The organism is Embleya sp. NPDC020886, assembly GCF_044333915.1.
Classification (GTDB): Bacteria; Actinomycetota; Actinomycetes; order Streptomycetales; family Streptomycetaceae; genus Embleya.
Genome location: NZ_JBIRRX010000012.1, coordinates 132,757 through 156,030, shown reverse-complemented (window position 1 = coordinate 156,030; position 23,274 = coordinate 132,757). Strand labels below are relative to the sequence as shown.

At 69.4% G+C, this 23,274-nt stretch carries 21 protein-coding genes; 9 read left to right on the top strand and 12 right to left on the bottom strand.

The features are described from left to right. Window positions 1-50: 50 nt before the first annotated feature. From gyrA to dnaA, 7 genes are all read right to left on the bottom strand, one after another. On the bottom strand, window positions 51-2,675 hold the full coding sequence (gene gyrA, locus ACH4U8_RS33730) for a DNA gyrase subunit A (protein ID WP_360311316.1): 2,625 nt from the start codon (window positions 2,673-2,675) through the stop codon (window positions 51-53). Between the two features lie 82 nt (window positions 2,676-2,757). Continuing rightward, window positions 2,758-4,794 carry a DNA topoisomerase (ATP-hydrolyzing) subunit B gene (gene gyrB / locus ACH4U8_RS33725; protein ID WP_360311318.1) on the bottom strand — a complete coding sequence of 679 codons (2,037 nt, stop codon included), beginning with the start codon at window positions 4,792-4,794 and terminating at the stop codon, window positions 2,758-2,760. A gap of 403 nt (window positions 4,795-5,197) precedes the next feature. Next, a complete protein-coding gene (locus tag ACH4U8_RS33720) occupies window positions 5,198-5,725 on the bottom strand; it encodes a DciA family protein (RefSeq protein ID WP_360311320.1) in 528 nt (175 codons plus the stop codon). After that, entirely contained in the window at window positions 5,718-6,860 is a 1,143-nt protein-coding gene (recF, locus tag ACH4U8_RS33715; protein ID WP_395782266.1) for a DNA replication/repair protein RecF, read from the bottom strand. The genes ACH4U8_RS33720 and recF overlap by 8 nt, the downstream gene beginning before the upstream one ends. 19 nt (window positions 6,861-6,879) lie before the next feature. Further along, window positions 6,880-7,821 (bottom strand): phosphogluconate dehydrogenase (NAD(+)-dependent, decarboxylating), encoded by a 942-nt coding sequence (gene gnd / locus ACH4U8_RS33710; protein ID WP_360311324.1) that lies wholly within the window; start codon window positions 7,819-7,821, stop codon window positions 6,880-6,882. Between the two features lie 227 nt (window positions 7,822-8,048). Continuing rightward, complete coding sequence (gene dnaN / locus ACH4U8_RS33705) at window positions 8,049-9,182, bottom strand: DNA polymerase III subunit beta (RefSeq protein ID WP_395782264.1); 1,134 nt, start codon at window positions 9,180-9,182, stop codon at window positions 8,049-8,051. 843 nt (window positions 9,183-10,025) lie between these two features. Continuing rightward, complete coding sequence (gene dnaA, locus ACH4U8_RS33700; RefSeq protein ID WP_379991256.1) at window positions 10,026-12,014, bottom strand: chromosomal replication initiator protein DnaA; 1,989 nt, start codon at window positions 12,012-12,014, stop codon at window positions 10,026-10,028. A gap of 350 nt (window positions 12,015-12,364) precedes the next feature. On the opposite strand from dnaA, the gene rpmH reads away from it, so the two are divergent. The 9 genes from rpmH (at window position 12,365) to ACH4U8_RS33655 (ending at window position 18,688) form a co-directional block, all read left to right on the top strand. Beyond that, complete coding sequence (gene rpmH / locus ACH4U8_RS33695) at window positions 12,365-12,502, top strand: 50S ribosomal protein L34 (RefSeq protein ID WP_010849920.1); 138 nt, start codon at window positions 12,365-12,367, stop codon at window positions 12,500-12,502. Window positions 12,503-12,518: 16 nt separating this feature from the next. Continuing rightward, window positions 12,519-13,022, top strand: coding sequence for a ribonuclease P protein component (gene rnpA, locus ACH4U8_RS33690; protein ID WP_395782262.1), 504 nt, complete (start codon window positions 12,519-12,521; stop codon window positions 13,020-13,022). Beyond that, a complete protein-coding gene (gene yidD, locus ACH4U8_RS33685) occupies window positions 13,019-13,363 on the top strand; it encodes a membrane protein insertion efficiency factor YidD (RefSeq protein WP_020557146.1) in 345 nt (114 codons plus the stop codon). Before rnpA ends, yidD begins: the two co-directional genes overlap by 4 nt. A 2-nt stretch (window positions 13,364-13,365) precedes the next feature. Beyond that, entirely contained in the window at window positions 13,366-14,532 is a 1,167-nt protein-coding gene (gene yidC, locus ACH4U8_RS33680) for a membrane protein insertase YidC (protein ID WP_360311333.1), read from the top strand. Between the two features lie 65 nt (window positions 14,533-14,597). Next, window positions 14,598-15,149 (top strand): protein jag, encoded by a 552-nt coding sequence (locus ACH4U8_RS33675; protein ID WP_379991255.1) that lies wholly within the window; start codon window positions 14,598-14,600, stop codon window positions 15,147-15,149. A gap of 80 nt (window positions 15,150-15,229) precedes the next feature. Beyond that, the gene (rsmG, locus tag ACH4U8_RS33670; protein WP_360315837.1) at window positions 15,230-15,982 is read left to right on the top strand and encodes a 16S rRNA (guanine(527)-N(7))-methyltransferase RsmG; all 753 of its coding nucleotides are present in this window, start codon (window positions 15,230-15,232) and stop codon (window positions 15,980-15,982) included. A gap of 268 nt (window positions 15,983-16,250) precedes the next feature. Then, window positions 16,251-17,183 carry a ParA family protein gene (locus ACH4U8_RS33665; RefSeq protein WP_379992773.1) on the top strand — a complete coding sequence of 311 codons (933 nt, stop codon included), beginning with the start codon at window positions 16,251-16,253 and terminating at the stop codon, window positions 17,181-17,183. Next, entirely contained in the window at window positions 17,180-18,298 is a 1,119-nt protein-coding gene (locus ACH4U8_RS33660; protein ID WP_360315819.1) for a ParB/RepB/Spo0J family partition protein, read from the top strand. The genes ACH4U8_RS33665 and ACH4U8_RS33660 overlap by 4 nt, the downstream gene beginning before the upstream one ends. Before the next feature lie 150 nt (window positions 18,299-18,448). Beyond that, complete coding sequence (locus ACH4U8_RS33655; protein WP_395782260.1) at window positions 18,449-18,688, top strand: hypothetical protein; 240 nt, start codon at window positions 18,449-18,451, stop codon at window positions 18,686-18,688. Here ACH4U8_RS33655 and ACH4U8_RS33650 read toward each other — a convergent pair. The 5 genes from ACH4U8_RS33650 to sigM all read right to left on the bottom strand — a co-directional run bounded on the left by ACH4U8_RS33650 (window position 18,681) and on the right by sigM (window position 23,220). Next, on the bottom strand, window positions 18,681-19,859 hold the full coding sequence (locus ACH4U8_RS33650) for an N-acetylmuramoyl-L-alanine amidase (RefSeq protein WP_395782258.1): 1,179 nt from the start codon (window positions 19,857-19,859) through the stop codon (window positions 18,681-18,683). The genes ACH4U8_RS33655 and ACH4U8_RS33650 overlap by 8 nt on opposite strands. 229 nt (window positions 19,860-20,088) lie before the next feature. Continuing rightward, complete coding sequence (trxA, locus tag ACH4U8_RS33645) at window positions 20,089-20,415, bottom strand: thioredoxin (RefSeq protein ID WP_395782256.1); 327 nt, start codon at window positions 20,413-20,415, stop codon at window positions 20,089-20,091. Window positions 20,416-20,467: 52 nt separating this feature from the next. Then, window positions 20,468-21,415, bottom strand: a complete 948-nt coding sequence (gene trxB, locus ACH4U8_RS33640) for a thioredoxin-disulfide reductase (RefSeq protein WP_360315808.1) — start codon at window positions 21,413-21,415, stop codon at window positions 20,468-20,470. A 165-nt stretch (window positions 21,416-21,580) separates the two neighbouring features. Further along, window positions 21,581-22,486 carry an anti-sigma factor family protein gene (locus ACH4U8_RS33635; RefSeq protein ID WP_395782254.1) on the bottom strand — a complete coding sequence of 302 codons (906 nt, stop codon included), beginning with the start codon at window positions 22,484-22,486 and terminating at the stop codon, window positions 21,581-21,583. Next, window positions 22,483-23,220 carry an RNA polymerase sigma factor SigM gene (gene sigM / locus ACH4U8_RS33630; protein WP_360315804.1) on the bottom strand — a complete coding sequence of 246 codons (738 nt, stop codon included), beginning with the start codon at window positions 23,218-23,220 and terminating at the stop codon, window positions 22,483-22,485. The genes ACH4U8_RS33635 and sigM overlap by 4 nt, the downstream gene beginning before the upstream one ends. Between the last annotated feature and the right edge of the window lie 54 nt (window positions 23,221-23,274).

Genomic DNA, 23,274 nt, shown 5'->3' with positions numbered 1-23,274 from the left:
TCGGCGCGCTCGCCTCTCCCGCCGGCCGACTTCCGGTCTGTGCTCACGCGTCACCCTTCCTGCCCGCCGGGCGCGACCTCCCCTTCGACGGTGGAGGTCGGCTCGTGCGTGCCATCGGCCGCACCGGCTTCGGCCCCGTCGACCTCTGGGTCGATCTCGGCCTCGGGCTCAGGTTCGGCGTTACGTGCGATGCCGACAACGGCGTCGCCCTTACCCAGGTTGATCAGCTGCACACCCATCGTGTCACGTCCGGTGTGCCGGACACCCGCGGCGCGGGTGCGGATCACTCCACCGCCGAGCGTGATGGCGAGGATTTCATCCGTGTCGTCCACGACGAGTGCCCCGACGAGTGAACCTCGGTCCTCGACGATCTTGGCGGCCTTGATACCGAGGCCCCCACGTCCCTGGACGCGATACTCGTCCACACTGGTTCGCTTTGCGAAGCCCCCATCGGTGGCGGTGAACACGAACGTGCCCGCACGCACCACGTTCATCGACAACAGTTCGTCGCCTTCGCGGAAGCTCATCCCCTTCACCCCGGATGTCGCCCGACCCATCGGCCGCAACGTCTCGTCCGTGGCGGTGAACCGGATCGACTGCGCCTTGCGGCTCACGAGCAGCAGGTCGTCGTCCGCGGAGACCAGTTCGGCGCCGATCACCTCGTCGTCGTCACCGGCCTCGTCCGAGCGCAGGTTGATCGCGATCACGCCGGCCGCGCGGTTGGTGTCGTACTCCTTGAGCGCGGTCTTCTTCACCAGACCGGCCTTGGTCGCCAACACCAGGTACGGCGCGACCTCGTAGTCGCGCAGGTCGAGCACCTGGGCGATCTTCTCGTCCGGCTGGAACGCGAGCAGGTTCGCCACGTGTTGACCACGCGCGTCGCGACCGGTGTCCGGCAGCTCGTACGCCTTGGCCCGATAGACCCGGCCCTTGTTCGTGAAGAACAGGATCCAGTGGTGCGTGGTGGTCACGAAGAAGTGGTCGACGATGTCGTCCTGCTTCAGTTGCGCGCCGCGCACCCCCTTGCCGCCGCGCTTCTGCGAGCGGTACAGGTCGGTCCGGGTGCGCTTGACGTAGCCGCCGCGCGTGATGGTGATGACGATGTCCTCTTCGGCGATCAGGTCCTCGATGGACATGTCACCGTCGAAGGGCACCAGCGCGCTGCGCCGGTCGTCGCCGAACTTGTCGACGATCGCCGCCAGTTCCTCACTGATGATCTGCCGCTGCCGGTCCGGCGAGGCCAGGATCGCCTGGTAGTCGGTGATCTTCGCCATCAGCTCGTCGTGCTCGGCGGTGATCTTCCGGTGCTCCAGGGCGGCCAGCCGGCGAAGCTGCATCTCCAGGATCGCGTTGGCCTGGATCTCGTCGATCTCCAGGAGCCCGATCAGGCCGGTGCGCGCCTCGTCGACCGTGTTCGAGGCCCGGATCAGCGCGATGACCTCCTCGATCGCGTCCAGGGCCTTGAGCAGACCACGCAGGATGTGGGCGCGCTCCTCGGCCTTGCGCAGCCGGAAGCGGGTCCGCCGGACGATCACCTCGATCTGGTGCTCCACCCAGTTGCGGATGAAGAGGTCGATCGAGAGCGTGCGCGGGACGCCGTCCACCAGCGCGAGCATGTTCGCGCCGAAGGTGTCCTGCAGCTGGGTGTGCTTGTACAGGTTGTTCAGCACGACCTTGGCCACCGCGTCGCGCTTGAGCACGATCACCAGGCGCTGGCCGGTACGCGAGGAGGTCTCGTCGCGGACGTCGGCGATGCCGCCGATCTTGCCGTCCTTGACCAGGTCGGCGATCTTCTGCGCGAGGTTGTCCGGGTTGACCTGGTAGGGCAGTTCGGTGACCACCAGGCACTGCCGGTTCTGGATCTCCTCGACCTCGACCACCGCACGCATGGTGATCGAGCCGCGGCCGGTGCGGTACGCGTCCTCGATCCCGCGTCGGCCGACGACGAGCGCACCGCTGGGGAAGTCCGGGCCCTTGATCCGCTCGATCAGGGCGTCCTGGAGTTCCTCCGCCGACACGTCGGGGTTCTGCAGGAACCACTGCGCGCCGGAGGCGACCTCGCGCAGGTTGTGCGGCGGGATGTTGGTCGCCATGCCGACCGCGATGCCCGCGGACCCGTTGACGAGCAGGTTCGGGAAACGGGCCGGCAGGACCGTCGGCTCCTGGTTGCGGCCGTCGTAGTTGTCCTGGAGATCGACGGTGTCCTCGTCGATGTCCCGGAGCATCTCCATGGACAGCCACTTGAGCTTGCACTCGGTGTACCGCATGGCCGCGGCCGGGTCGTTGCCCGGCGAGCCGAAGTTGCCGTTGCTGTCCACCAGCGGCATCCGCATCGACCACGGCTGGGCCAACCGGACCAGCGCGTCGTAGATCGAGGTGTCGCCGTGCGGGTGATAGGTGCCCATCACGTCGCCGACGACGCGGGCGCACTTGTAGAAGCCCTTCTCGGGCCGGTAGCCGCCGTCGTACATCGCGTAGAGCACGCGGCGGTGCACCGGCTTGAGACCGTCGCGCACGTCGGGCAGGGCGCGCGAGACGATCACGCTCATCGCGTAGTCGAGGTAACTGCGCTGCATCTCGGTTTCGAGCCCGACGGGCTCGATCCGCAGACCGCCGGTGCTGTTCACCGCGTCCGCCGGGTCGCCTTCGGGCGCCGGGGTGTTCTCTTCGGCCATTGCTGGTCAAAGTCCTTTCGAGGTGTGGCGTGGGGCCGACTCGGATGTGGACATCCGCGCTGCGGCGGATCCCCCCGGCGGGTCAGATGTCCAGGAACCTGACGTCCTTGGCGTTTCGCTGGATGAAGGAACGGCGAGCCTCGACGTCCTCACCCATGAGCACCGAGAACAACTCGTCGGCCTGGGCCGCGTCGTCGAGCGTGACCTGGCCCAGGACCCGGTGGTCGATGTCCATGGTGGTCACCCGAAGCTCCTCGGCGTTCATCTCGCCGAGGCCCTTGAAGCGCTGGATCGAGTCGTCCTTCGCGCGCTTGCCGGCCTGCCGGCCGAGTTCGAGCAGCGCGTCGCGCTCGCGGTCGGAGTAGGCGTACTCGAAGTCGTCCCGGCTCCACTTGATCTTGTAGAGCGGCGGACGGGAGAGATACACGTGCCCGGCCTCGACCAGCGGCCGCATGAAGCGGAACAGGAAGGTCAGCAACAGCGTGTTGATGTGCTGGCCGTCGACGTCGGCGTCCGCCATCAGGATGATCTTGTGATAGCGGAGCTTCTCGATGTCGAAGTCCTCGTGCACACCGGTGCCGAACGCCGAGATGAGCGCCTGGACCTCGGTGTTCTGCAGGATCTTGTCGATCCTGGCCTTCTCGACGTTCAGGATCTTGCCGCGAATCGGCAGGATCGCCTGGTACATCGGGTCCCGGCCGGACTTGGCCGAGCCACCGGCCGAGTCGCCCTCGACGATGAAGATCTCGCACTTGGACGGGTCGTTGCTCTGGCAGTCGCTCAGCTTGCCCGGCAGCGACGCGGTCTCCAGCAGGCCCTTGCGTCGGGTCAGGTCGCGCGCCTTGCGGGCGGCCATCCGCGCGGTGGCGGCCTGGATCGACTTGCGGATGATGTCCGCGGCCTCGCTCGGGTTGCGGTCGAGCCAGTCGGTGAGGTGCTCGTGCACGACCCGCTGCACGAAGGTCTTGGCCTCGGTGTTGCCCAGCTTGTCCTTGGTCTGGCCCTCGAACTGCGGGTCGCCGAGCTTGACCGAGATGATCGCGGTCAGACCCTCGCGGATGTCCTCGCCGGCGAGGTTCTCGTCCTTCTCCTTCAGCAGCTTCTTCTCCCGCGCGTAGCGGTTGATCAGCGCGGTCAGCGCGGATCGGAAGCCCTCTTCGTGGGTGCCGCCGCCGTGCGTGTGGATGGTGTTCGCGAAGCTGTGCACACCCTCGGTGTACTGCGAGTTCCACTGCATCGCGACTTCCACCGAGATGGTCCGGGACTTGTCCTCGGCCTCGATGTCGATCACCGACGGGTGCACCAGCTCGCCCTTGCGCGAGTTGAGGTAGCGCACGAAGTCGGCAATGCCGCCCTCGTAGTGGTACGTGACCGAGAGCTGCTCGCCCTTGTCGTTCACGTGGTCCGGACGCTCGTCGGTGAGCGAGATGGTCAGGCCCTTGTTGAGGAAGGCCATCTCCTGGAAGCGCCGGGAGAGCGTCTCGAACGAGTAGACCGTGGTCTCGAAGATGTCCGCGTCGGCCCAGAAGGTGACCTGGGTGCCCGTCTCGGCGGTCGCCTCGTGCCGCTCCAGCGGCGCGGTCGGCGTGCCCAGCTTGTAGTCCTGCGTCCAGCGGTAGCCGTCGCGGCGGATGTCCACCGCCAGGCGCGAGGACAGCGCGTTGACCACCGAGACGCCGACGCCGTGCAGACCGCCGGAGACCGAGTAGCCGCCGCCGCCGAACTTGCCGCCCGCGTGCAGGATGGTCAGCACGACCTCGACCGCGGGCTTCTTCTCCACCGGGTGCATGTCGACCGGGATGCCACGCCCGTTGTCGACCACCCGCACGCCGCCGTCGGCGAGAATGGTCGCCTCGATGTGCGTCGCGTGCCCTGCGAGCGCCTCGTCGACCGAGTTGTCCACGACCTCGTAGACAAGGTGGTGCAGGCCGCGCTCACCGGTGGAACCGATGTACATGCCCGGGCGCTTCCGGACCGCGTCGAGGCCCTCCAGGACCTGGATGTCACTCGCGCCGTACGACGGCGAGTCGAGCGCGGCAGAGGTTTCCGGCGAGCCGGCCACGTCATTCTCCTTGGGGTTGCCGGAATCGGCCACGAAGCGCCCTTTCTGGCACAGCACGGCTCCCTGCCCGGGAGCAGGATCGGCAGGGTGTGTCGAACGGCAGGCAGCCGGCCCGACACGCCCCCGGGCACGGAGCCGCGGAAGTCGAAACAGGATCCGCATGAGCGGTATTGCTGCTTCAGTCTACCGGTCGGGGCGACACAAAGATGGGTTCCCAAGGGGCCTGGGTTCGCGTGTGGCGCCCTGATGTGCCCTGTCGCATGTCCCCCTACTTGCCCCGGGGTCCCGAATCGCTCTCATGCCTGTCCACGCGGTGCGACCGACCCGGACGGTAACAGCGTGTCAGACCGGTATGACACCGGACACATCGCCCCCGCCGGCGCGACCGAGCGGGCGCGTGGGCGTGCGCGGGCGCATTCGGGGGCGCATTCGAGCGGTACCGGTCGTGGCCGAAAATCGCCTACGGCTGTGCGCGCCACTGGCCCCGGCGACGCTCCTGCGCGGGGCCGAGCACCCGGATGAAGGTGACCGTGCCGTCGCCCAGCTCCTGATTGAGACGGGCGAGCAGTTTCGGCGCGAGCCAGCGCACGTGGGTCGCGTAGTTGTCGGACTCGGCGCGAACCACCAGTTCGCCGTCCTCGAAGCGCTCCGGGCGACAGTTGGCCGCCATCGCCGGGCCGACGATTTCCGGCCAGCGCTGGAGCACGCCGTGCACCGCCGCGGGAGTCTGCCATCCGCGCTCGGTGACCAGGCGTCCCATGATCTGCCGCAACGGCTGCGGGTCGCGGTCGTCGGGCCCCGAACCACTACGTTTCAAGCCACGGCGGGCCTGACCCTGGTCCTGCCGAAGATCGTGCCGGGTCCGGGCCTGGGCACGGGCCTGGGTCAGCGCCGCGCGGGCCAGATCGATCCCGCGCGTCGGCTCGGCGGGAGGCTGCTCGGCCCGCCCGGGCCCGCCGGCGGGCCCGATGTGGGACTCGTCACTCATCCTCGACCCTTCGCACCTCGCCCGCGGCGACGTCGTAGCGCGCACCCGCGAGCGCGGGCGGCACATCCTCGGCCACCGCGGCGGTGACCAGCACCTGCTCGCCGTGCGCGACCATCTCGGCCAGCCGCGCGCGACGCGTGACGTCGAGTTCGGCGAACACGTCGTCGAGCACCAGGACCGGCTCGCCGCCGTCCGCGCGCAGCAGTTCGTAGGAGCCCAGCCGCAGCGCCAGTGAGTACGACCAGGACTCGCCGTGGCTGGCGTAGCCCTTGGCGGGCAACGGGCCCAGCCGCAACACGAGATCGTCGCGATGCGGGCCGACCAGCGTCTGACCGCGCTCGACCTCGGCCGCCCGGCCGGCGGCGATCGCCGCCGTGAGCACCGCGTGGATGCCGGCCCGGTCGGTGGGCAGCGGATCCTCCGACATCGAACTGCGGTAGTCCAGCACGATCGGTCCACCGCCTGTGGACAACGCGTCGTAGGACTTGTCCACCAGCGGTTGCAGCGCGGCCACCAGATCGAGCCGGGCGAAGGTGAGTTCGGCCCCCGCCGCGGCCAGGTGCTCGTCCCATACGTCCAACGTGCTCAACGCACCGCTGCGCCCACCGCCCGCCCGCCGGGCCAGGGCCGCGGTGCGCAGCAGCGTGTTGCGCTGCTTGAGCACCCGGTCGTAGTCCTGGCGCACGCCGAGCAGGCGCGGGGTGCGCGCGGTCAACAACTCGTCCAGAAACCTGCGGCGTTCGCCCGGATCGCCCTTGACCAGGGCCAGGTCCTCCGGCGCGAACAGCACGGTGCGCAGCAGGCCGAGCAGGTCGCGCGGCCGGGTCGCGGGCGAGCGGTTGATCCGGGCCCGGTTGGCCTTGCCGGGGTTGATCTCCAACTCGGCCAGCGCGCTGCGGCCGTCCTCACGCACGATGCTGGCCCGTACGTACGCCCGTTCGGCGCCGAGTCGGACCAGGGGCGCGTCCGAGGCGACCCGGTGGCTGCCGAGCGTGGCCAGATAGCCGATCGCCTCGACGAGGTTGGTCTTGCCCTGGCCGTTGGGTCCCACGAATGCGGTCACGCCCGGTTCGAGGGGTACCTCGACCCGGGCGTACGACCGATAGTCGACGAGAGACAGATGCGCTACATGCATGGGCGGGCGGGCCGATTGCTCAGCCCGCGTCGGCCTCCTTCGGCGGCGAGACGTCGGCGCCCGGGGCGTCGGCGCCCTTGTGCGTCGACGCGGCGGTGACCGCGTGCCCACCGAACTGATTGCGCAGCGCGGCGACCATCTTCATCTGCGGCGAGTCGTCCTGACGGGAGGCGAATCGGGCGAACAGCGACGCGGTGATCGCGGGCAGCGGAACGGCGTGGTCGATCGCCGCCTCCACGGTCCAGCGGCCCTCGCCGGAGTCCTCCGCGTAGCCGCGCAGGCCCTCCAGGTGCTCGTCCTCGTCCATCGCGCGCACGGCCAGGTCCAGCAGCCACGAGCGGATGACGGTGCCCTCCTGCCAACTGCGGAACACCTCGCGGACGTCGGTGACCACGTCGGCGGCCTCCAGCAGTTCCCAGCCCTCGGCGTACGCCTGCATGAGCGCGTACTCGATGCCGTTGTGCACCATCTTCGCGAAGTGCCCGGCGCCGACCTTGCCCGCGTGCACGAAACCGGCCGGGCCCTCGGGCTTGAGCGCGTCGAAGATCGGCTGGACCTTCTCGATGTTCGCGGCGTCGCCGCCGCACATCAGCGCATAGCCGTTGTCCCGACCCCAAACGCCGCCGGAGACACCGCAGTCGACGAAGCCGATGTTCTTCGCGGCCAGGGCCTCGGCGTGCTTGATGTCGTCCGTCCAGCGCGAGTTGCCGCCGTCGACGACCACGTCACCGGGGGACAACAGTTCGCCGAGCTCGTCGACCGTGGCCTGGGTCGGTGCACCCGCGGGCACCATCACCCACACCACGCGCGGTGTCGGGAGGGCGTCCACAAGTTCCTTGAGGCTGTGCACATCCGCGATCTCCGCGTTGCGGTCGTAGCCCACCACCGTGTGGCCCGCGCGGCGCAGACGCTCGCGCATGTTGCCACCCATCTTGCCGAGGCCGACGAGTCCGAGCTGCATCCTGAAATCCTTCGTTCGCTGCTGCGATGCCGGGTGGGGCACCGCCGAGGCCGCTGTCCACACCCCTTGTGGGGGCTTTTCACCGCGTCGACGGTACGCGGGTAGCGGTTGCCCGTGCTGCTGCGGGGTCATGCACGGTGGATGAGCCCGAACCCGGGTGCCCATTCGGCCGGATCGACCGCGGCCCGATCGGCTGCGGGTGCGAGCCGATTCGGCCGCGGCCCGGATCAACCGGAGAGGCGCACCGGCATGATCAGGTAGCGGTACTCGTCGGTGGCCTCGGCCTCGACGTCCGGCTTGCCGGTCATCACGGCCGGCTTCGTGGACGTGGTGAAGGAGATCTGGGCGACCGGGGAGCCGATCGCGCTGAGCCCTTCGAGCAGGAACGTCGGGTTGAAGGCGATCGAGATCTCCTCGCCCTCCAGCGTCGCGTCGATCGCCTCGGAGGCCTGCGCCTCGTCGCCGGAACCGGCTTCGAGCACCAGTCGGCCGTCGGAGAAGGACAGCCGCACCGGGGTGTTGCGCTCGGCGACCAGGGATACGCGCTTGACCGCGTCCACGAACGGCGCGGTCTCCACCGTCGCGACGGTCTCCGACTGCTCCGGGAACAGCGCGCGGTACTTGGGGAATTCGCCTTCGAGCAGGCGGGTGGTGGTACGCCGACCGGCACCCTCGAAGCCGATCATGCCCTCGCCGATCTTGTCCCCGGACAGCGCGATCTGCACGCTGTCGCCCTGGGTCAGCGACTTGGCGGTGTCGTTGAGAGTCTTGGCGGGCACCAGTGCCACCGCCGAGGAGAGGCCGTCGGCCTCGGGCTTCCAGTGGAACTGGCGGACCGCGAGCCGGTATCGGTCGGTGGCGGCGAGGGTGACGAGGTCGCCCTCGATCTCGACCCGGACGCCGGTCAGCATCGGCAGCGTGTCGTCGCGGCCGGCCGCGATGGCCACCTGGGCCACGGCGGCGGCGAACACGTCGCCCTCGACGGACCCTGCGGCGGTGGGCATGTCCGGCAGCGCCGGGTAGTCCTCCACCGGGAGGGTGGGCAGGGTGAACCGAGCGCTGCCACAGACCACGGTCACCTTGGCGCCGTCGGTGGACACCTCGACGGGGCGGTTCGGCAGGCTCTTGGAGATGTCGGCGAGCAGTCGCCCGGACACCAGCACCCGGCCCGGCTCGTCGATCTCGGCCTCGACGCCGCCGCGGGCGGAGACCTCGTAGTCGAAGCTGGACAGCGTCAGTCGCTGGTTCGCCGCTTCCAGGAGCAGTCCGGCGAGGACGGGAACCGCCGGCCGCGCCGGGAGACTGCGTGCGGTCCACGCCACCGCATCAGCGAGAACGTCACGCTCGACCCGGAACTTCACCGGTTCACCGCCTCCTGCCGTTACCGGCCGTCTGTCTGTCGTGTGTCTGCCGTTCGTTCGTTCGGCATCGGTGACGGGCCGTCGGGGCCTACCACCGGGACACAGTCTGACGCACCGCGCCGACAGCCCGCGCAGCCCCCGGCAAACCGGCAGTCCACAGATTCGGCCCGACCCGACCGTTTTCCGTGGATCTCTCTTGAACTACGTGTGGTCGTAATAGTAGGGGGTGTGGATACCGTGGATAACCGGTATACGCGCAGGTCAGGGCCGGTTTTTTGTCCACTTCGAGGTGTGGGTGAACCCGTGGATAAACCCCCTGTGTCTGTGGATGCCCGAATTGGCTCCACAGACCGTCCCCAGGCGTACCCGTACTTGTCCCCAGACAATCCCCAGGTCGGGGACCACTTGTCCCCACCCCTGGCGGACGCCACTCGGCTCGGGATTCACCGTAAGGGGTGAAACCGGCCCGACTGTGGACAGATCCGTGGACAACCTGGGGACAAGCCCCGAATTTCGGTGGACGGGACGTGGACAACCAGACAACACGGCGGTGGACGGTGTGCGGCCGAAAAGTTATCCACAGTCTGTGGAGGAATCCATTCCACATCACCACAGGAACCTGACCTGCCGGCTCGCCGGCTTTTTCCCCAGGTTCCCGAAGCCATTGTGGGGAACTTGGGGGCCGATGCGTCATCCCCACGGTGTGGATGTCCCGGACGGCGCCGATCGGTGGATAACTCGGCCCCGATTCGGGCGTTGTGACCAAGCTCACACTGCACATGTGAAGGCCGGCGGCCCCAAAGGGGAACGCCGGCCGGTTCTCAGCGGTGTGCGGGTGCCGATTCAGCTCTTGATGCGGTTCGTCAACTCCGTCACCTGGTTGTAGATCGAGCGCCGTTCGGCCATCAACGAACGAATCTTGCGGTCCGCGTGCATCACCGTCGTGTGGTCGCGCCCGCCGAACTGGGCGCCGATCTTGGGCAGCGACAGGTCGGTCAGCTCGCGGCACAGATACATCGCGATCTGGCGGGCGGTGACCAGCACCCGGCTGCGCGAGGTGCCGCACAGGTCCTCGACGGACAGACCGAAGTAGGCGGCGGTGTGCGCCATGATCGTGGTCGCGGTGATCTCGGGTCCCGCGCTGTCCGGGATCAGGTCCTTGAGCACGATCTCGGTGAGCTGCAGATCCACCGGCTGCCGGTTCAGGCTGGCGAACGCGGTCACCCGGATCAGCGCGCCCTCCAGCTCGCGGATGTTCCGGGAGATCTTGCTGGCGATGTACTCCAGGACGTCCGGCGGCGCGTTGAGCCCCTCCTGGATCGCCTTCTTGCGCAAGATCGCGATCCGGGTCTCCAACTCGGGCGGCTGGACGTCGGTCAACAGCCCCCACTCGAACCGGTTCCGCAGCCGGTCCTCCAGCGTGACGAGCTGCTTGGGCGGCCGGTCGGAGGAGATGACGATCTGCTTGTTCGCGTTGTGCAGCGTATTGAAGGTGTGGAAGAACTCCTCCTGGGTCTGCTCCTTGGTCTCCAGGAACTGGATGTCGTCCACGAGCAGCACATCGACATCTCGATAACGTCGGCGAAAGCCGTCGGCCTTGCCGTCACGGATCGAGTTGATGAATTCGTTGGTGAACTCCTCCGAGCTCACGTAACGCACCCGGGTGCCCGGATACAGGCTCTTCGCGTAATGCCCGATCGCGTGCAACAGGTGGGTCTTGCCCAGCCCCGACTCGCCGTAGATGAACAGCGGGTTGTACGCCTTCGCCGGCGCCTCGGCGACCGCCACCGCGGCCGCGTGCGCGAAGCGGTTGCTGGAGCCGATGACGAACGTCTCGAACAGGTACTTGGGGTTCAGCCGGGCGGCCGGCTCGTGTTCCACCACACCGTGCTCGCGCCCGGTGCCCGGCCGGGCCAGCCGCAGCGGTCGCCCGCCGGGCACGTCGACCGGCGGCACGGGCGGGGACTGGTGCGGCGGCGGGACCTGCTGTGGAGCCTGCGGGGCACCCGAAGACTGGTCCCTGTCGCCGGATTGATGTGTCGAATTATCCACAAAGCTGTGGACGGACGGTGTGGAAAAGCCGGGCGGCCCGAACAGATCCTCGCGATCGGCGAAGAGGGTCCCGTCGGAAGGCGGGATTCCAGGGTGATCGGATACGCCGTTCGCATTTCCCCCGTAGCCATATTGGTCACGAGCGTCCCGCGGATCGCGCGGATCACGAGCGTCCCGGGACTCGCGCGGTTCCCGGGGATCACGCAGATCGCGCTGCTCACGGGCATCACGCGCGTCCCGCGGATCACGGGGGTCCCTGGCGTCGCGCGGGTCGCGCGGGTCGCGCTGATCCCGATACGGTCCGGGCGCGTAGCGGTCGTGCGGGTAATCCTGCTGATACTGCGGCTCGGCGTACGGATCGCGGTCCTGGCGGTACGGCTGCTGGCCGTACGGCTCCTGCGGATAGCCGTCGCGGCCGTACCGGTCGCCGCCATAGGAGGAGCGACCGTAGGGGCCGGGGTTGTACTCGTCGTGCCGGGGTGCACGCTCGTGCCGTTCGGGTTCCGGCTCGCCCGCACCGGGCTCGACACTGACCGCGAACCGGATCGGCCGCCCGAAACCGTGGCTCAGGGCGTCCGTCACCACCTGGCGAAGCCGAGTCTCCAGGACTTCCTTGGCAAACTCGTTCGGCACCGCGAGCAGTGCGGTGTCGGAGAAGAGGGTCAGCGGCTGGGTGCGCTGGAGCCATCCCTTGTCCTTGGCCGTGACCGAGTCGTCGGTGGCCAGTCGTTCCAGGAACCGTGCCCAGACTGCGGCGAGGTCGCTGGTGATGTCAGCCACAGTGCACGCTCTTTCATTGCATCGACGCAGGTCTCGGGAGGGCTCCCAGTGTCCCGGACCCCGGGCGCGAGCGCTCCGGTCCGACCCACCTGTTCACGGTAGTGGCGCCCACCGGCCTGCTCAACCCGTTGTCCACAGGCTGTGTACAGCCTGCCCGAGACTGCGTTTTCGCAGGTGGGCGACGTGCCCCGGATCCCCCATTTGACCCCGTCGCCTGTTGGTACGTACCGTGGGCCGGTCTAGTTGTCTGACGACCGCTGCCGCATGTCCGAGATCATGTCGATGCGGACGTACGGTGGTGGCCGGCGGTCTTTTCTGCCGGCCCACGATTCAAATCCTGGAGCCCCCGAGTGAGCAAGCGCACCTTCCAGCCGAACAACCGTCGCCGGGCGAAGACCCACGGGTTCCGGCTGCGCATGCGCACCCGTGCCGGTCGCGCCATCCTTGCTGCCCGCCGCCGCAAGGGCCGCGCGGAGCTTTCCGCCTGAGTTCGCGGATCTCTCCGTGCTGCCTGCCGATAACCGGCTGAGGCGGCGCGAGGACTTCGCGATCGCGGTTCGCCGCGGGCGTCGAGCCGGCCGTCCGAATCTGGTCGTCCACCTGCATCGACAGGAGACGAGTGGGTCCGTGACGTCCGAACGCGCCCCGGCGACCGCGCAGCCGTCCGAGCCGGACACCCTGCGCCAATCCGTGGCAGAGGACCCGCACGCGGTGGTGGAGCACGCTCCACCACCGCGTGCGGGTTTCGTCGTGAGCAAGGCTGTCGGCCCCGCAGTTGTCCGTAACGTCGTCAAGCGTCGGCTTCGCCACCTCATACACGATCGGATGGCCCTGCTTCCGGCAGGTAGCCTGGTCGTGGTACGGGCATTGCCACCCGCGGCCAAGGCGGAGCACTCCGACCTGGCCCGGGATCTGGACGCAGCGTTCGACCGGCTTCTGGGCCGGGCCGGGCGCCCTGTCGCGGTCCGTCCGGAACGGCCCGCGGCCAAGCCGGGAGCGACGGCGTGAAGTACCTGTTCATGGGGTTCATTCGGGTCTATCAGTGGACGATCAGCCCGATGCTGGGGCCGGTGTGTCGCTTCTACCCGTCGTGCTCGCATTATGGGTATGAGGCGATGTCCGTTCATGGCGCGTTCAAGGGCACCTACCTCACCGTGTGGCGCATCCTGCGCTGCAACCCCTGGAACTCTGGCGGTGTCGATCCTGTGCCGCCGCGCACACGCCGACCGTGGCGACTCCCCGAGCGGAAGTCGCGCTCGGAGTCGGAGCCGCACGAGCGGCAGCAGACGTCCAGCACCGGCCGTACCGAGCCCGCGCCCGGTGCGAACACCACCGCCCGAGGAGCTTGACCGTGGGGATTCTTGACCCCCTATACACCGCTGTCTCCTGGATCATCGTTCAGTTCCACTCGTTGTTCAGCCCGATCTTCGGCAAGGACAGCGGTTGGTCCTGGGGCTTGTCCATCGTCTGCCTCGTGGTCGTCATCCGGATCTGCCTGATCCCGCTCTTCGTGAAGCAGATCAAGGCGACCCGTGGACTGCAAGCACTGCAGCCGCGGATCAAGGAGGTCCAGAAGCGGTACAAGGACGACCGTGAGCGTCAGTCCCAGGAAATGATGAAGCTCTACAAGGAGACGGGTACCAACCCGCTCTCGAGCTGTCTTCCGATCCTGGTCCAGTCGCCGTTCTTCTTCGCCCTGTTCCACGTGCTGCAGCGGGTCTCGCAGAACCGCACGGTCGGTGTGATCGACCGCGACCTGGTGAACAGCGCCCAGCAGGCGCACATCTTCGGCGCCCCCATCGCCGCCAAGTTCACCGACTCGGCGGCGAAGATCGCCAGCCTCGGCGCCGACCTGACCACCGTGCGGATCGTCACCATCGTGATGATCGTGCTGATGTCCGGGTCGCAGTTCTTCACGCAGCGCCAGTTGATGACGAAGAACACCGACCCTGCTTCGCTCGTGGGCAACCCGTTCGCGAAGCAGCAGAAGCTGATGATGTACGCGTTCCCGATCATGTTCGCGGTCTTCGGCATCAACTTCCCGGTCGGCGTCCTGGTCTACTGGCTCACCACCAACGTGTGGACGATGGGTCAGCAGCTCTTCGTGATCAACCGCAACCCCACCCCCGGCAGCCCGGCGTACAAGGTGCGGCAGGAGAAGTTGTCGGAGAAGGCACGTAAGCAGGGCAAGGTGCTGCTTCCCGACGGGAAGCTGATGGACCAGGCCGAGTACGACGCCCAGCAGGCCGAGATCAAGGCCCAGGCCGCCCGGCGCCAGCAGCCGACCAGGCTCACCAAGTCGCAGCGCAAGGCCCGGGCCCGAGAGGACGCGGACACCGCCGTCGGCGAGGACGCGGAGACCGCGGAGAGCGGTACGGCGGCGAGCAACGGCACCTCCGGCACCGCGCGCTCGAACGGCTCGGTGAAGGGCTCGACCGCGCGGACGCCGCACTCCGGTGCGCGTAACGCCGGCCCGCGCAAGCAGACCCAGAGCCGGAAGCACCCGAGGAAGAAGTGACCGCCCTCGACGGGCCGGCCGCCCCCTCCATCGACTCGCTCACTCGTCCACAAAGGAGTTCCCCTGTGACGGAAGGCACGACCCCCGCCGTCGACTCACCCGCCGCCTCGCGTCGGATCACGCTCACCGCGGAGGAGATCAGCCGGCTGGAGCAGGAGGGTGAGATCGCCGCGGACTACCTGGAGGCCCTGCTCGACATCGCCGACCTCGACGGCGACATCGACATGGACGTCGAAGGCGGGCGCGCGTCGGTCTCGGTGATCGCCGGCGACGAGAGCGCGTCCTCCGGCGCCGACCTCAAGCGGCTCGTCGGTCGCGACGGCGAGGTCCTGGAAGCCCTCCAGGAGCTGACCCGGCTGGCCGTGCACCGCGAGACCGGTGAGCGCAGCCGGCTGATGCTCGACGTGGACGGCTTCCGTGCCGCCAAGCGGGCGAACCTGGCGGAGATCGCGACCGAGGCGGTGGAAGAGGTCAAGGCGGCGGGTACGTCCCTCAAGCTGAAGCCGATGACCCCGTTCGAGCGCAAGGTCGTGCACGACACCGTCGCGGAGGCCGGACTGCGCAGCGAGTCGGAGGGCGAGGAGCCCAATCGCTGCGTCGTCGTCCTGCCCGCCTGATCGGATCCCCGGATCCGTTTCCGCAAACCGTCGCGCCGGCCCCACCCGTCACGGGTGGGGCCGGCGCCGTTCCTGGGATGATGTTCCACGTGAAACGTCAGGACGACACGACCCCCGACCCGCCGGTGGACGAGCGCGCGCCCGAGGCGCCGGAGGCGGCAGGTCGCCTCTTCGGTGCCAACCTGGACCGCGCGATCCGCTATGCCGATCTGCTGGCCGGGCCCGGTGTACGCCGGGGCATGGTCGGCCCACGCGAAGTCGGCCGGCTCTGGGAGCGGCACCTGCTCAACTGCGGGGTGGTCGCCGAATTGATCGCGGAGAACGCGATCGTGCACGACGTCGGTTCGGGCGGTGGCCTGCCGGGCATTCCGCTCGCGCTGGTGCGGCCGGATCTGCGGATCACCCTCGTCGAGCCGCTGCTGCGGCGCACCACGTTCCTCGACGAGGTGGTCGAGGAACTCGGCCTCGACAACGTCGAGGTGTTGCGCGGGCGCGCCGAGGAACTGCGCGGCCGTACCTCCGCCGACGTGGTCACCGCACGAGCGGTGGCGCCGCTGGCCAAGCTGGCCGGGTGGGGTCTGCCGCTGCTCGGCTCCGGCGGCGAGATGCTCGCGCTCAAGGGCGACTCGGCCGCCGAGGAACTCCTGGAGTCCGAGGCGGACTTGCGCAAGCTCGGCGCGGTGTCCTGGACGGTCGCGCACGCGGGTGCCGGGATCGTGGACCCGTTGACCACCGTCGTCCGGGTCCGGATCGGCACCGTGGTGGCCAAGGAGTCCAAGGCGGCCAAGGCGCGACGGGCCGCGAAGGCGACCAGGCGGCGTCCCGGAAAGTAGTGCGTCGCCGGGTTGGGCCGGACGGCTGAAACGCCGTTCCTGCCCGCTCGGGGTGTGTCGTGCGCGTCGCGCCATCGCCGCACCCGGGATCGTGTTTCACGTGAAACGCCTTCCGTGGAAACGCTTCTACTCACCTGAGGCGCGCCGGAACGTGACACCCTCTGAGGGTGCCGCCGCAGTGCGTGGTCATTCCGTCGGCCCGAGTTCCCATGTCGCCGCGGCAGGAGAGGAGAGTGGACCGTTGCCGTCCGAGTATCCGACAGCCTCGATGCCGGCGCCCCGAGTGGGTGCCGTCGTCGACGTTTCACGTGAAACAGAGGCACCCGGTATCGAAGACACGCCCATCGCCCGAGCGGCCCGACAGGCCGTCGAGACGATGGGTCGTGCTTCGGAGGGGCTGCCGCGCCCGGAGCGCACCCGGGTCATGGTGGTCGCGAACCAGAAGGGTGGCGTCGGCAAGACCACGTCGACCGTGAACCTCGCGGCGGCGTTGGCGATGCACGGCGCCCGGGTGTTGGTGATAGACCTCGACCCGCAGGGCAACGCCTCCACGGCACTCGGGGTGGACCATCACGCGGGCACACCGTCGATCTACGAGGTGCTGGTCGAGGGCCGCGACCTGGCCGAGGTCGTCCAGCCGGTACGCGACGTCGAGGGCCTGTTCTGTGCTCCGGCGACGATCGACCTGGCCGGTGCCGAGATCGAACTCGTCTCGCTGGTCGCCCGGGAGAGCCGGCTCCAGCGCGCCATCGCGTCCTACGAACAGCCGTTGGACTACATCCTGATCGATTGCCCGCCCTCGCTCGGCCTGTTGACGGTCAACGCGCTCGTGGCGGGCGCCGAGGTGGTCATCCCGATCCAGTGCGAGTATTACGCGCTGGAGGGGCTCGGGCAGCTGTTGCGCAACGTGGAACTGGTCCGCGCGCACCTGAATCCGAACCTGGCCGTGTCGACCATCCTGCTCACCATGTACGACGCGCGCACCCGGCTGGCCTCCCAGGTGGCCCAGGAGGTGCGTGACCACTTCCCGGACGAGGTGCTGCCCACCGCGATCCCGCGCTCGGTACGCATCTCCGAGGCGCCCAGCTACGGGCAGACGGTGATGACCTACGATCCGGGCTCCACCGGGGCGTTGTCGTATCTTGAAGCGGCTCGGGAGATGGCGCTGCGCGGTGTGGCGAAGGCGAAGGAGGAAGTATGAGCGGACAACGCAGAGGACTGGGCAAGGGCCTCGAATCGCTCATCCCGGCCCGACCGTTGAAGCCGTCCTCCTCCGCGGCGGCGACCCTGCGCAAGATGGCGGAGATAGCGACGGACGAGTCGGCCCTGTCGCCGACCTCGGTCCCGGTGCAGGATGCGCCGAAGGCCGAACCGACCGCACCGGCCGCGCTCTACGCCGAACTCCTGGTCGACCTGATCGTGCCGAACCCGCGCCAGCCGCGCGAGGTGTTCGACGAGGAGGCGCTGGCCGAGCTGGTCCAGTCGATTCGGGAAGTCGGGGTGCTCCAGCCGGTCGTGGTCCGCTCGACCAACGAGGGCACCTACGAACTGGTGATGGGCGAGCGGCGGTTGCGGGCTTCCCGGCTGGCCGGGCTGACCCACATCCCGGCGATCGTCCGGGTGACCAATGACGACAAGCTGCTGCTCGACGCGCTCCTGGAGAACCTGCACCGCTCCGAACTCAATCCGTTGGAAGAGGCTCTGGCCTACCAGCAGTTGCTGGAGGAGTTCGACTGCAAGCAGGAGGAGCTCGCCGATCGCATCGGTCGCTCGCGGCCGCATCTGACCAACACGATGCGGCTGTTGAAGTTGCCGATGGAGGTGCGCTCGAGGGTCGCGGCGGGCACGTTGCTGGCCGGACACGCACGGGCCTTGCTGGCGCTGGAAGAACGGCCCGACGAGTTGATCAAGCTGGCCAAGCGGATCATCGCCGAGGGCATGACGGTGCGGACCGTCGAGGAGATCGCCCGCTCGATCAACAACGAGGGACCGGCCAAGTCCAAGGCGCACAAGCCGCGCGCGGGCCGGATCGTCGCGCCCGCGCTGAACCAGCTCGCGGACCGACTCAAGAACCGCTTCGAGACCGAGGTGAAGGTCGTCCTCGGACAGAAGAAGGGCAAGATCGTCGTCGAGTTCGCGTCGATCGAGGACCTGGAACGCATCCTGGCGTCGATGGCGCCCGGTGAGGGCGACCACTTCGCCAAGCGGTTGTCCGAGCCCGAGGTGCCCGGCCAGGCCGGGCCGGTGCGCGAGGGCGCGGAGGCGGCGGACGAGGCGTCCGTGGATGGCGCGGAATCCTCGGTGTTGGTGCCGTAGTCGGCACGGGAAACACCCGGGAAGGGGCTCGCGGTCGTTGACCGCGAGCCCCTTCCTTGCTTGTGTTTCACGTGAAACGTGCCGCCGGCTCGGCTGCGGCCGGTTTCCGCGCGCACGTTTCACGTGAAACGTGGCACCCCTGGAGGGCCGATGAGGTCGATGCGTTGGATCGTCGCGGGTCTGGGCGTGGGTGCCGTCGGCGGATTCGTCGGCGGGTTGCTCGGCGAATCCCCGCGTTCCCGGGTGCCCGGCCGGGTGCCGTGGGCGCCGGGTGGGCCCGCGATTCCGGTCCATGCGCTGCCGCTGGGCTCACGCCGGCCGGTGGATCGGGTTGTGCTCGACGAGTCGGTGCTCGCTCGGGCGAGGGCCAGGGCCGGTCGGCTCAGGTGAAGACGGGCAGCCGCAACATGCCGGTGGGCACGTCCTCGTCCGGCGGCAGATAGAGCCGCTGGAGGGCCACCACGATCGACTCGGCGGCGTGGTCGCGGAATTCCGAGTCGGCCAGTCGGGCCGCGTCGTCCGTGTTGGTGAGGTAGCCCAGTTCGATGCGCACGGCGGGCATCCGGGTGCGCCGGAGCAGTGTCCACGCCTTGCCGTGCGTCCGGCCGTCGACCAGGCCGGTGCGGGCCACGAGTTCGCGTTGTACCAGGCTCGCGAAGTGCTCTCCGGTCGGCGAGCGTCGCCCGTACCGGTCGCTGCCGCTGCCGTAGTAGTAACTGGAGACGCCACTGGCCCGCGGGCTCGCATTGCGGTCCGCGTGCAGGGATATCACCAGGTCCGCGTCGGTGGCGTTGGCGAAGGCCGCGCGGTCCTCCTCGCCGACGCCGTCGGAGTCCAGGCCGCGGGTGAGGTACGCCTGGACGCCCAGGGCGGACAGTCGGCCCTCCAGTCGCCGGGCGAGGTCCCACACCACCTCGGCCTCGCTCAACCCGTGCGCCACCACGCCCTGATCCGCGCCGCCGTGCCCCGGGTCGATCACCACGGTCTTGCCGGCCAGCGAGGGGCCGGAGCGGTGCAGCAGTTCGGACTCGCGCATCGCGTGCGGTTGCCCGCCGACGACCGTGCGCGCGAGCCGGTCGAGGGCTCGGAACGTGGCCGGTCCACACGTGCCGTCCGCGCCGAGTCCGTAGTTGCGCTGGAATTCGCGCAGCGCGCGTTCGGTGGCCTGGCCCAGGATGCCGTCCACCCGGCCGCAGTCGAAGCCCATGTCGAGCAGCCGCTGCTGGAGGGTGGCCACGTCGTCCCCGACCGTCGGGTGACCGATCGAGTAGGACAGCATGCGGTCGCCGAGGCGCCATCGTGCCTCGTCGAGGTGACGGTAGGTCTCCGGGCCGACGATGCCGTCCACGGTCATCGCGCGCTGCTGCTGGAAATGCCGGACGGCGAGGTCCACGGAGTCGTCGAACACCGCGTCCGCGTAGCCGCCTTGGCCGCTCGCGTCGCCGCTGCCGACGACGGCATGGGCACCGGCGGGCAGGAGGCCGAGCAGCACCAGTTTGGACCTGATCTCGGCCACTGCGGGGCCGGTGTCACCGCGTCGGTACCGCCGCTGCATGGTCATGGAAAGAAGTCCTCCCGAGTTTTGACGCAACACTCGATCGTACGCGCGCATACGGTGCTTCCCGTACCGGAGTGGGGCTCTCGGGGCCCGGATTCCGGCCCGAGCGGACGATCTGCCGCCGTGGGTCGCCCGCCGGCCGTCGATACGCCCTGACACGCGCGAAGGGCGCTCCCCGGTTCCGGGAAGCGCCCTTCGTATGCCCGTGGGCCGCCGCGTCGAACGGGTCGACTCAGACGTACTCGGCGAGCTCGCGCAGCAGTGCCGCCTTCGGCTTCGCACCGACGATCGTCTTGACGATCTCGCCGCCCTTGAAGACGTGCAGGGTCGGGATCGACAGCACGCCGTAGCGGGTGGTGATCTCCGGGTTCTGGTCGATGTTCAGCTTCGCGACGGTGAGCTTTTCACCGTTCTCGTCCGCGATCTGCTCGAGCGCCGGGGCGATCTGGCGGCACGGGCCGCACCACTCCGCCCAGAAGTCGACGAGCACTGCCTTGTCGCTCATCAGGACGTCGGTGTCGAAGGTCTTGTCGGTGACGGTGACGGTGGCCCCGGCCATGGTTGCTCCTCGGTGTGCTCGGGTGGAAGGACGTTACGGACGAGTGGGTGGGTCAGGCGCCGGTGCCGTCGGCGAGCGAGGCGAGGTAGCGCTCGGCGTCGAGGGCGGCGGCGCACCCGGTGCCGGCGGCGGTGATCGCCTGCCGGTAGGTGTGGTCGACGACGTCGCCCGCCGCGAAGACGCCGGTGAGGTTGGTGTGCGTGGTCGGCGCGTCGACCTTGATGTAGCCCTCGTCGTCCAGCTCGATCTGACCCTGCAGCAACTCGGTGCGCGGGTCGTGGCCGACCGCGATGAACAGGCCGGTCACCGCCAGGTCGCGCAGTTCGCCGGTGGCGGTGTCGCGCAGCTTGACGCCGGCGAGCTTGCCGTCGCCCACGATCTCGGCGACCTCGCTGTTCCACGCGAACGAGATCTTCTCGTCGGCGAACGCCCGATGTTGCATCGCCTTGCTCGCGCGCAGCTCGTCCCGACGGTGGATGACGGTCACCGAGCGGGCGAAGCGGGACAGGAACGTGGCTTCCTCGATCGCCGAGTCGCCACCGCCGACCACCGCGATGTCCTGGTCCCGGAAGAAGAAGCCGTCGCAGGTGGCGCACCAGGAGACGCCCCGGCCGGACAGCGCGTCCTCGTTGGGGAGGTTGAGCTTGCGGTACGCCGAACCGGTCGCCAGGATCACCGCGTGCGCCTGGTGCACGGTGCCCGCGCCGTCCGTGACGGTCTTGACGTCGCCGGTGAGGTCGACCGCCACGACGTCGTCCGGAATCAGCTCGGCGCCGAAGCGCTCGGCCTGCTTGCGCATGTTGTCCATCAGATCCGGACCCATGATGCCGTCCGGCCAGCCGGGGAAGTTCTCGACCTCGGTGGTGTTCATCAGTGCGCCGCCCGCAGTGACGGCGCCTTCGAAGACCAGCGGCTTCAGGTCCGCGCGTGCTGCGTAGACGGCGGCCGTGTACCCGGTCGGACCCGATCCGATGATGATCACGTTGCGGACGTCGCTCACGCTGAGCCTTTCCTGGTTCCTTGTCGAGCCTCGTGCCGTGGCCGGCGTCGGCTGTGCGGGTCTGCGAGCCCCGCGCCCCGATGAGATGCGGTGTCTCGTTCGACAACGGATCCTAGGTGCGCACCATTCCCGGGTCCCAATGCCGCGAGCAAGGCGTGCCGGGGATCACCCCCGGGGGACCACCGTGGCGAGCAATACGGAGCCGGTGAGCGGGCCGGACGGGCCGGTCGAGAGTTGCGTCGAGCAGGACGCGTCCACGATGTACACCCGGACCCGGTCGGCACTCGGGTCGTTCAGGACCACCACCCAGGCCGGCTTGCCGGCGTAGCTGCCGTTGTCGACGGCCAGCGCCCGGGCGGCGTCCGGTCCGACCGCGGCGGCGACGCACCCGGGCAGGTCGCCCAGGGATGTCGCGGTGGTGCGGCGCAACAACTGCGAGACCTGGTCGGGCAGTCCGGCGGCCGTGTACTCCCGGGGGGCCGCGATGGACGGCTTCAGCGGCGGTTGTGCTTCCGAGTTCGCGGCGCCCGGTCGCTCGTCCGCCTTGCCGGACGACGCGGACTTGCCGGGCTCCGGTGCGGACGCGGCGGACCGGTCCCGGGCGGCGGCCGGCTTTCCGGCGGACTTGTCGTCGCCGCCGGTGCCCACCAGGACGGTGACGCCCAGGGCCACCGCCGCCACCGCGGCCGCCGCGAGCAGCAGCGGGCCGCGACGCCGCCGTCGGCGGGCGGCGTCGAGGGGGACGACGTTGTGATCGAGCGGGTGCGGCGCGGCGGGCGGCGCCTGCGCGGGGGGACCGCCGAAGGGCATCCCCACGGACGGCGCCTCGGCGGGTCGCGGGGGCGGGAGCGCGGCCAGCGCGAGCGCGTCGTCGATGCGCGCGATCACGTCGGCCGGCATCGGCTCGACCGGCTGCCCGCCGAGCAACTCGCGGACCTCGGCCAGCGCGTCCCGAGTGTCGCGACACTCGGCGCACTCGGCCAGGTGCGCGTCCAGGGCGCTCGCCTGCTCCGGGGTGAGCAGTCCTTCGACGAGGTCGGACAGCACCTCGACGTCGATGTGCCCGCTCATCGTGTGCCACCTCCCTCCATGCTCGTGCCGCCCGCGTCGGGGGCCGGATCGCCGGTTCCCGGTCGGTCGTCCGTCGATGGGACGGATTGTCCGGCTCCGGGGTTCCCGGCCGGTCGGGGCGGTCCCGCCTCGCGCAGGTGCCGCACCAAGGGCAGCAGCTTGGCGCGACCGCGGGCACAGCGGCTCTTGATGGTGCCCGAGGCGACCCGGAGGATCCGGGCCGCCTCGTCGACGGGGTAGCCCTCCATGTCCACCAGCACCAGCGCGGCCCGCTGCTCGGCCGGCAGCGTGGCCAGTGCGGCGAGTACCGCCGCCCGGGTCTCGCCGCGGATCGCCGGGTCCTCCTGGACGGGCGCGGGCAGCCGCTGGTCGAGGTCCTCGGGCAGCGGTACGGCCGGCCGGGCGGCGCGACGCCGGGCCCGGTCCAGGCAGGCGTTCACCACGATCCGGTGCAGCCACGTCGTGACGGCCGCGCGGCCCTCGAACCGACCTGCGGCACGGTAGGCGGACACCAGGGCGTCCTGGAGGGCGTCAGCGGCTTCCTCGCGGTCCCCCAGCGTGCGCAGCGCCACCGCCCACAGCCGATCGCGGTGCCGACGCACGACTTCGCCGAACGCGTCGGGGTCGCCGGCGGAGTGTCGGGTGAGCAGATCGGCGTCGGTGACATCCGCATACGCCGATCCGGTCTGCTCGGTGCTCACCGCCTGCCTACCTCCCCCTGGGCCCGGGGTCATCCTGGCACGGGCCGCCGGCCGGTCGCAGAGGGGTTCGCCTCGATCGCCCGGAGG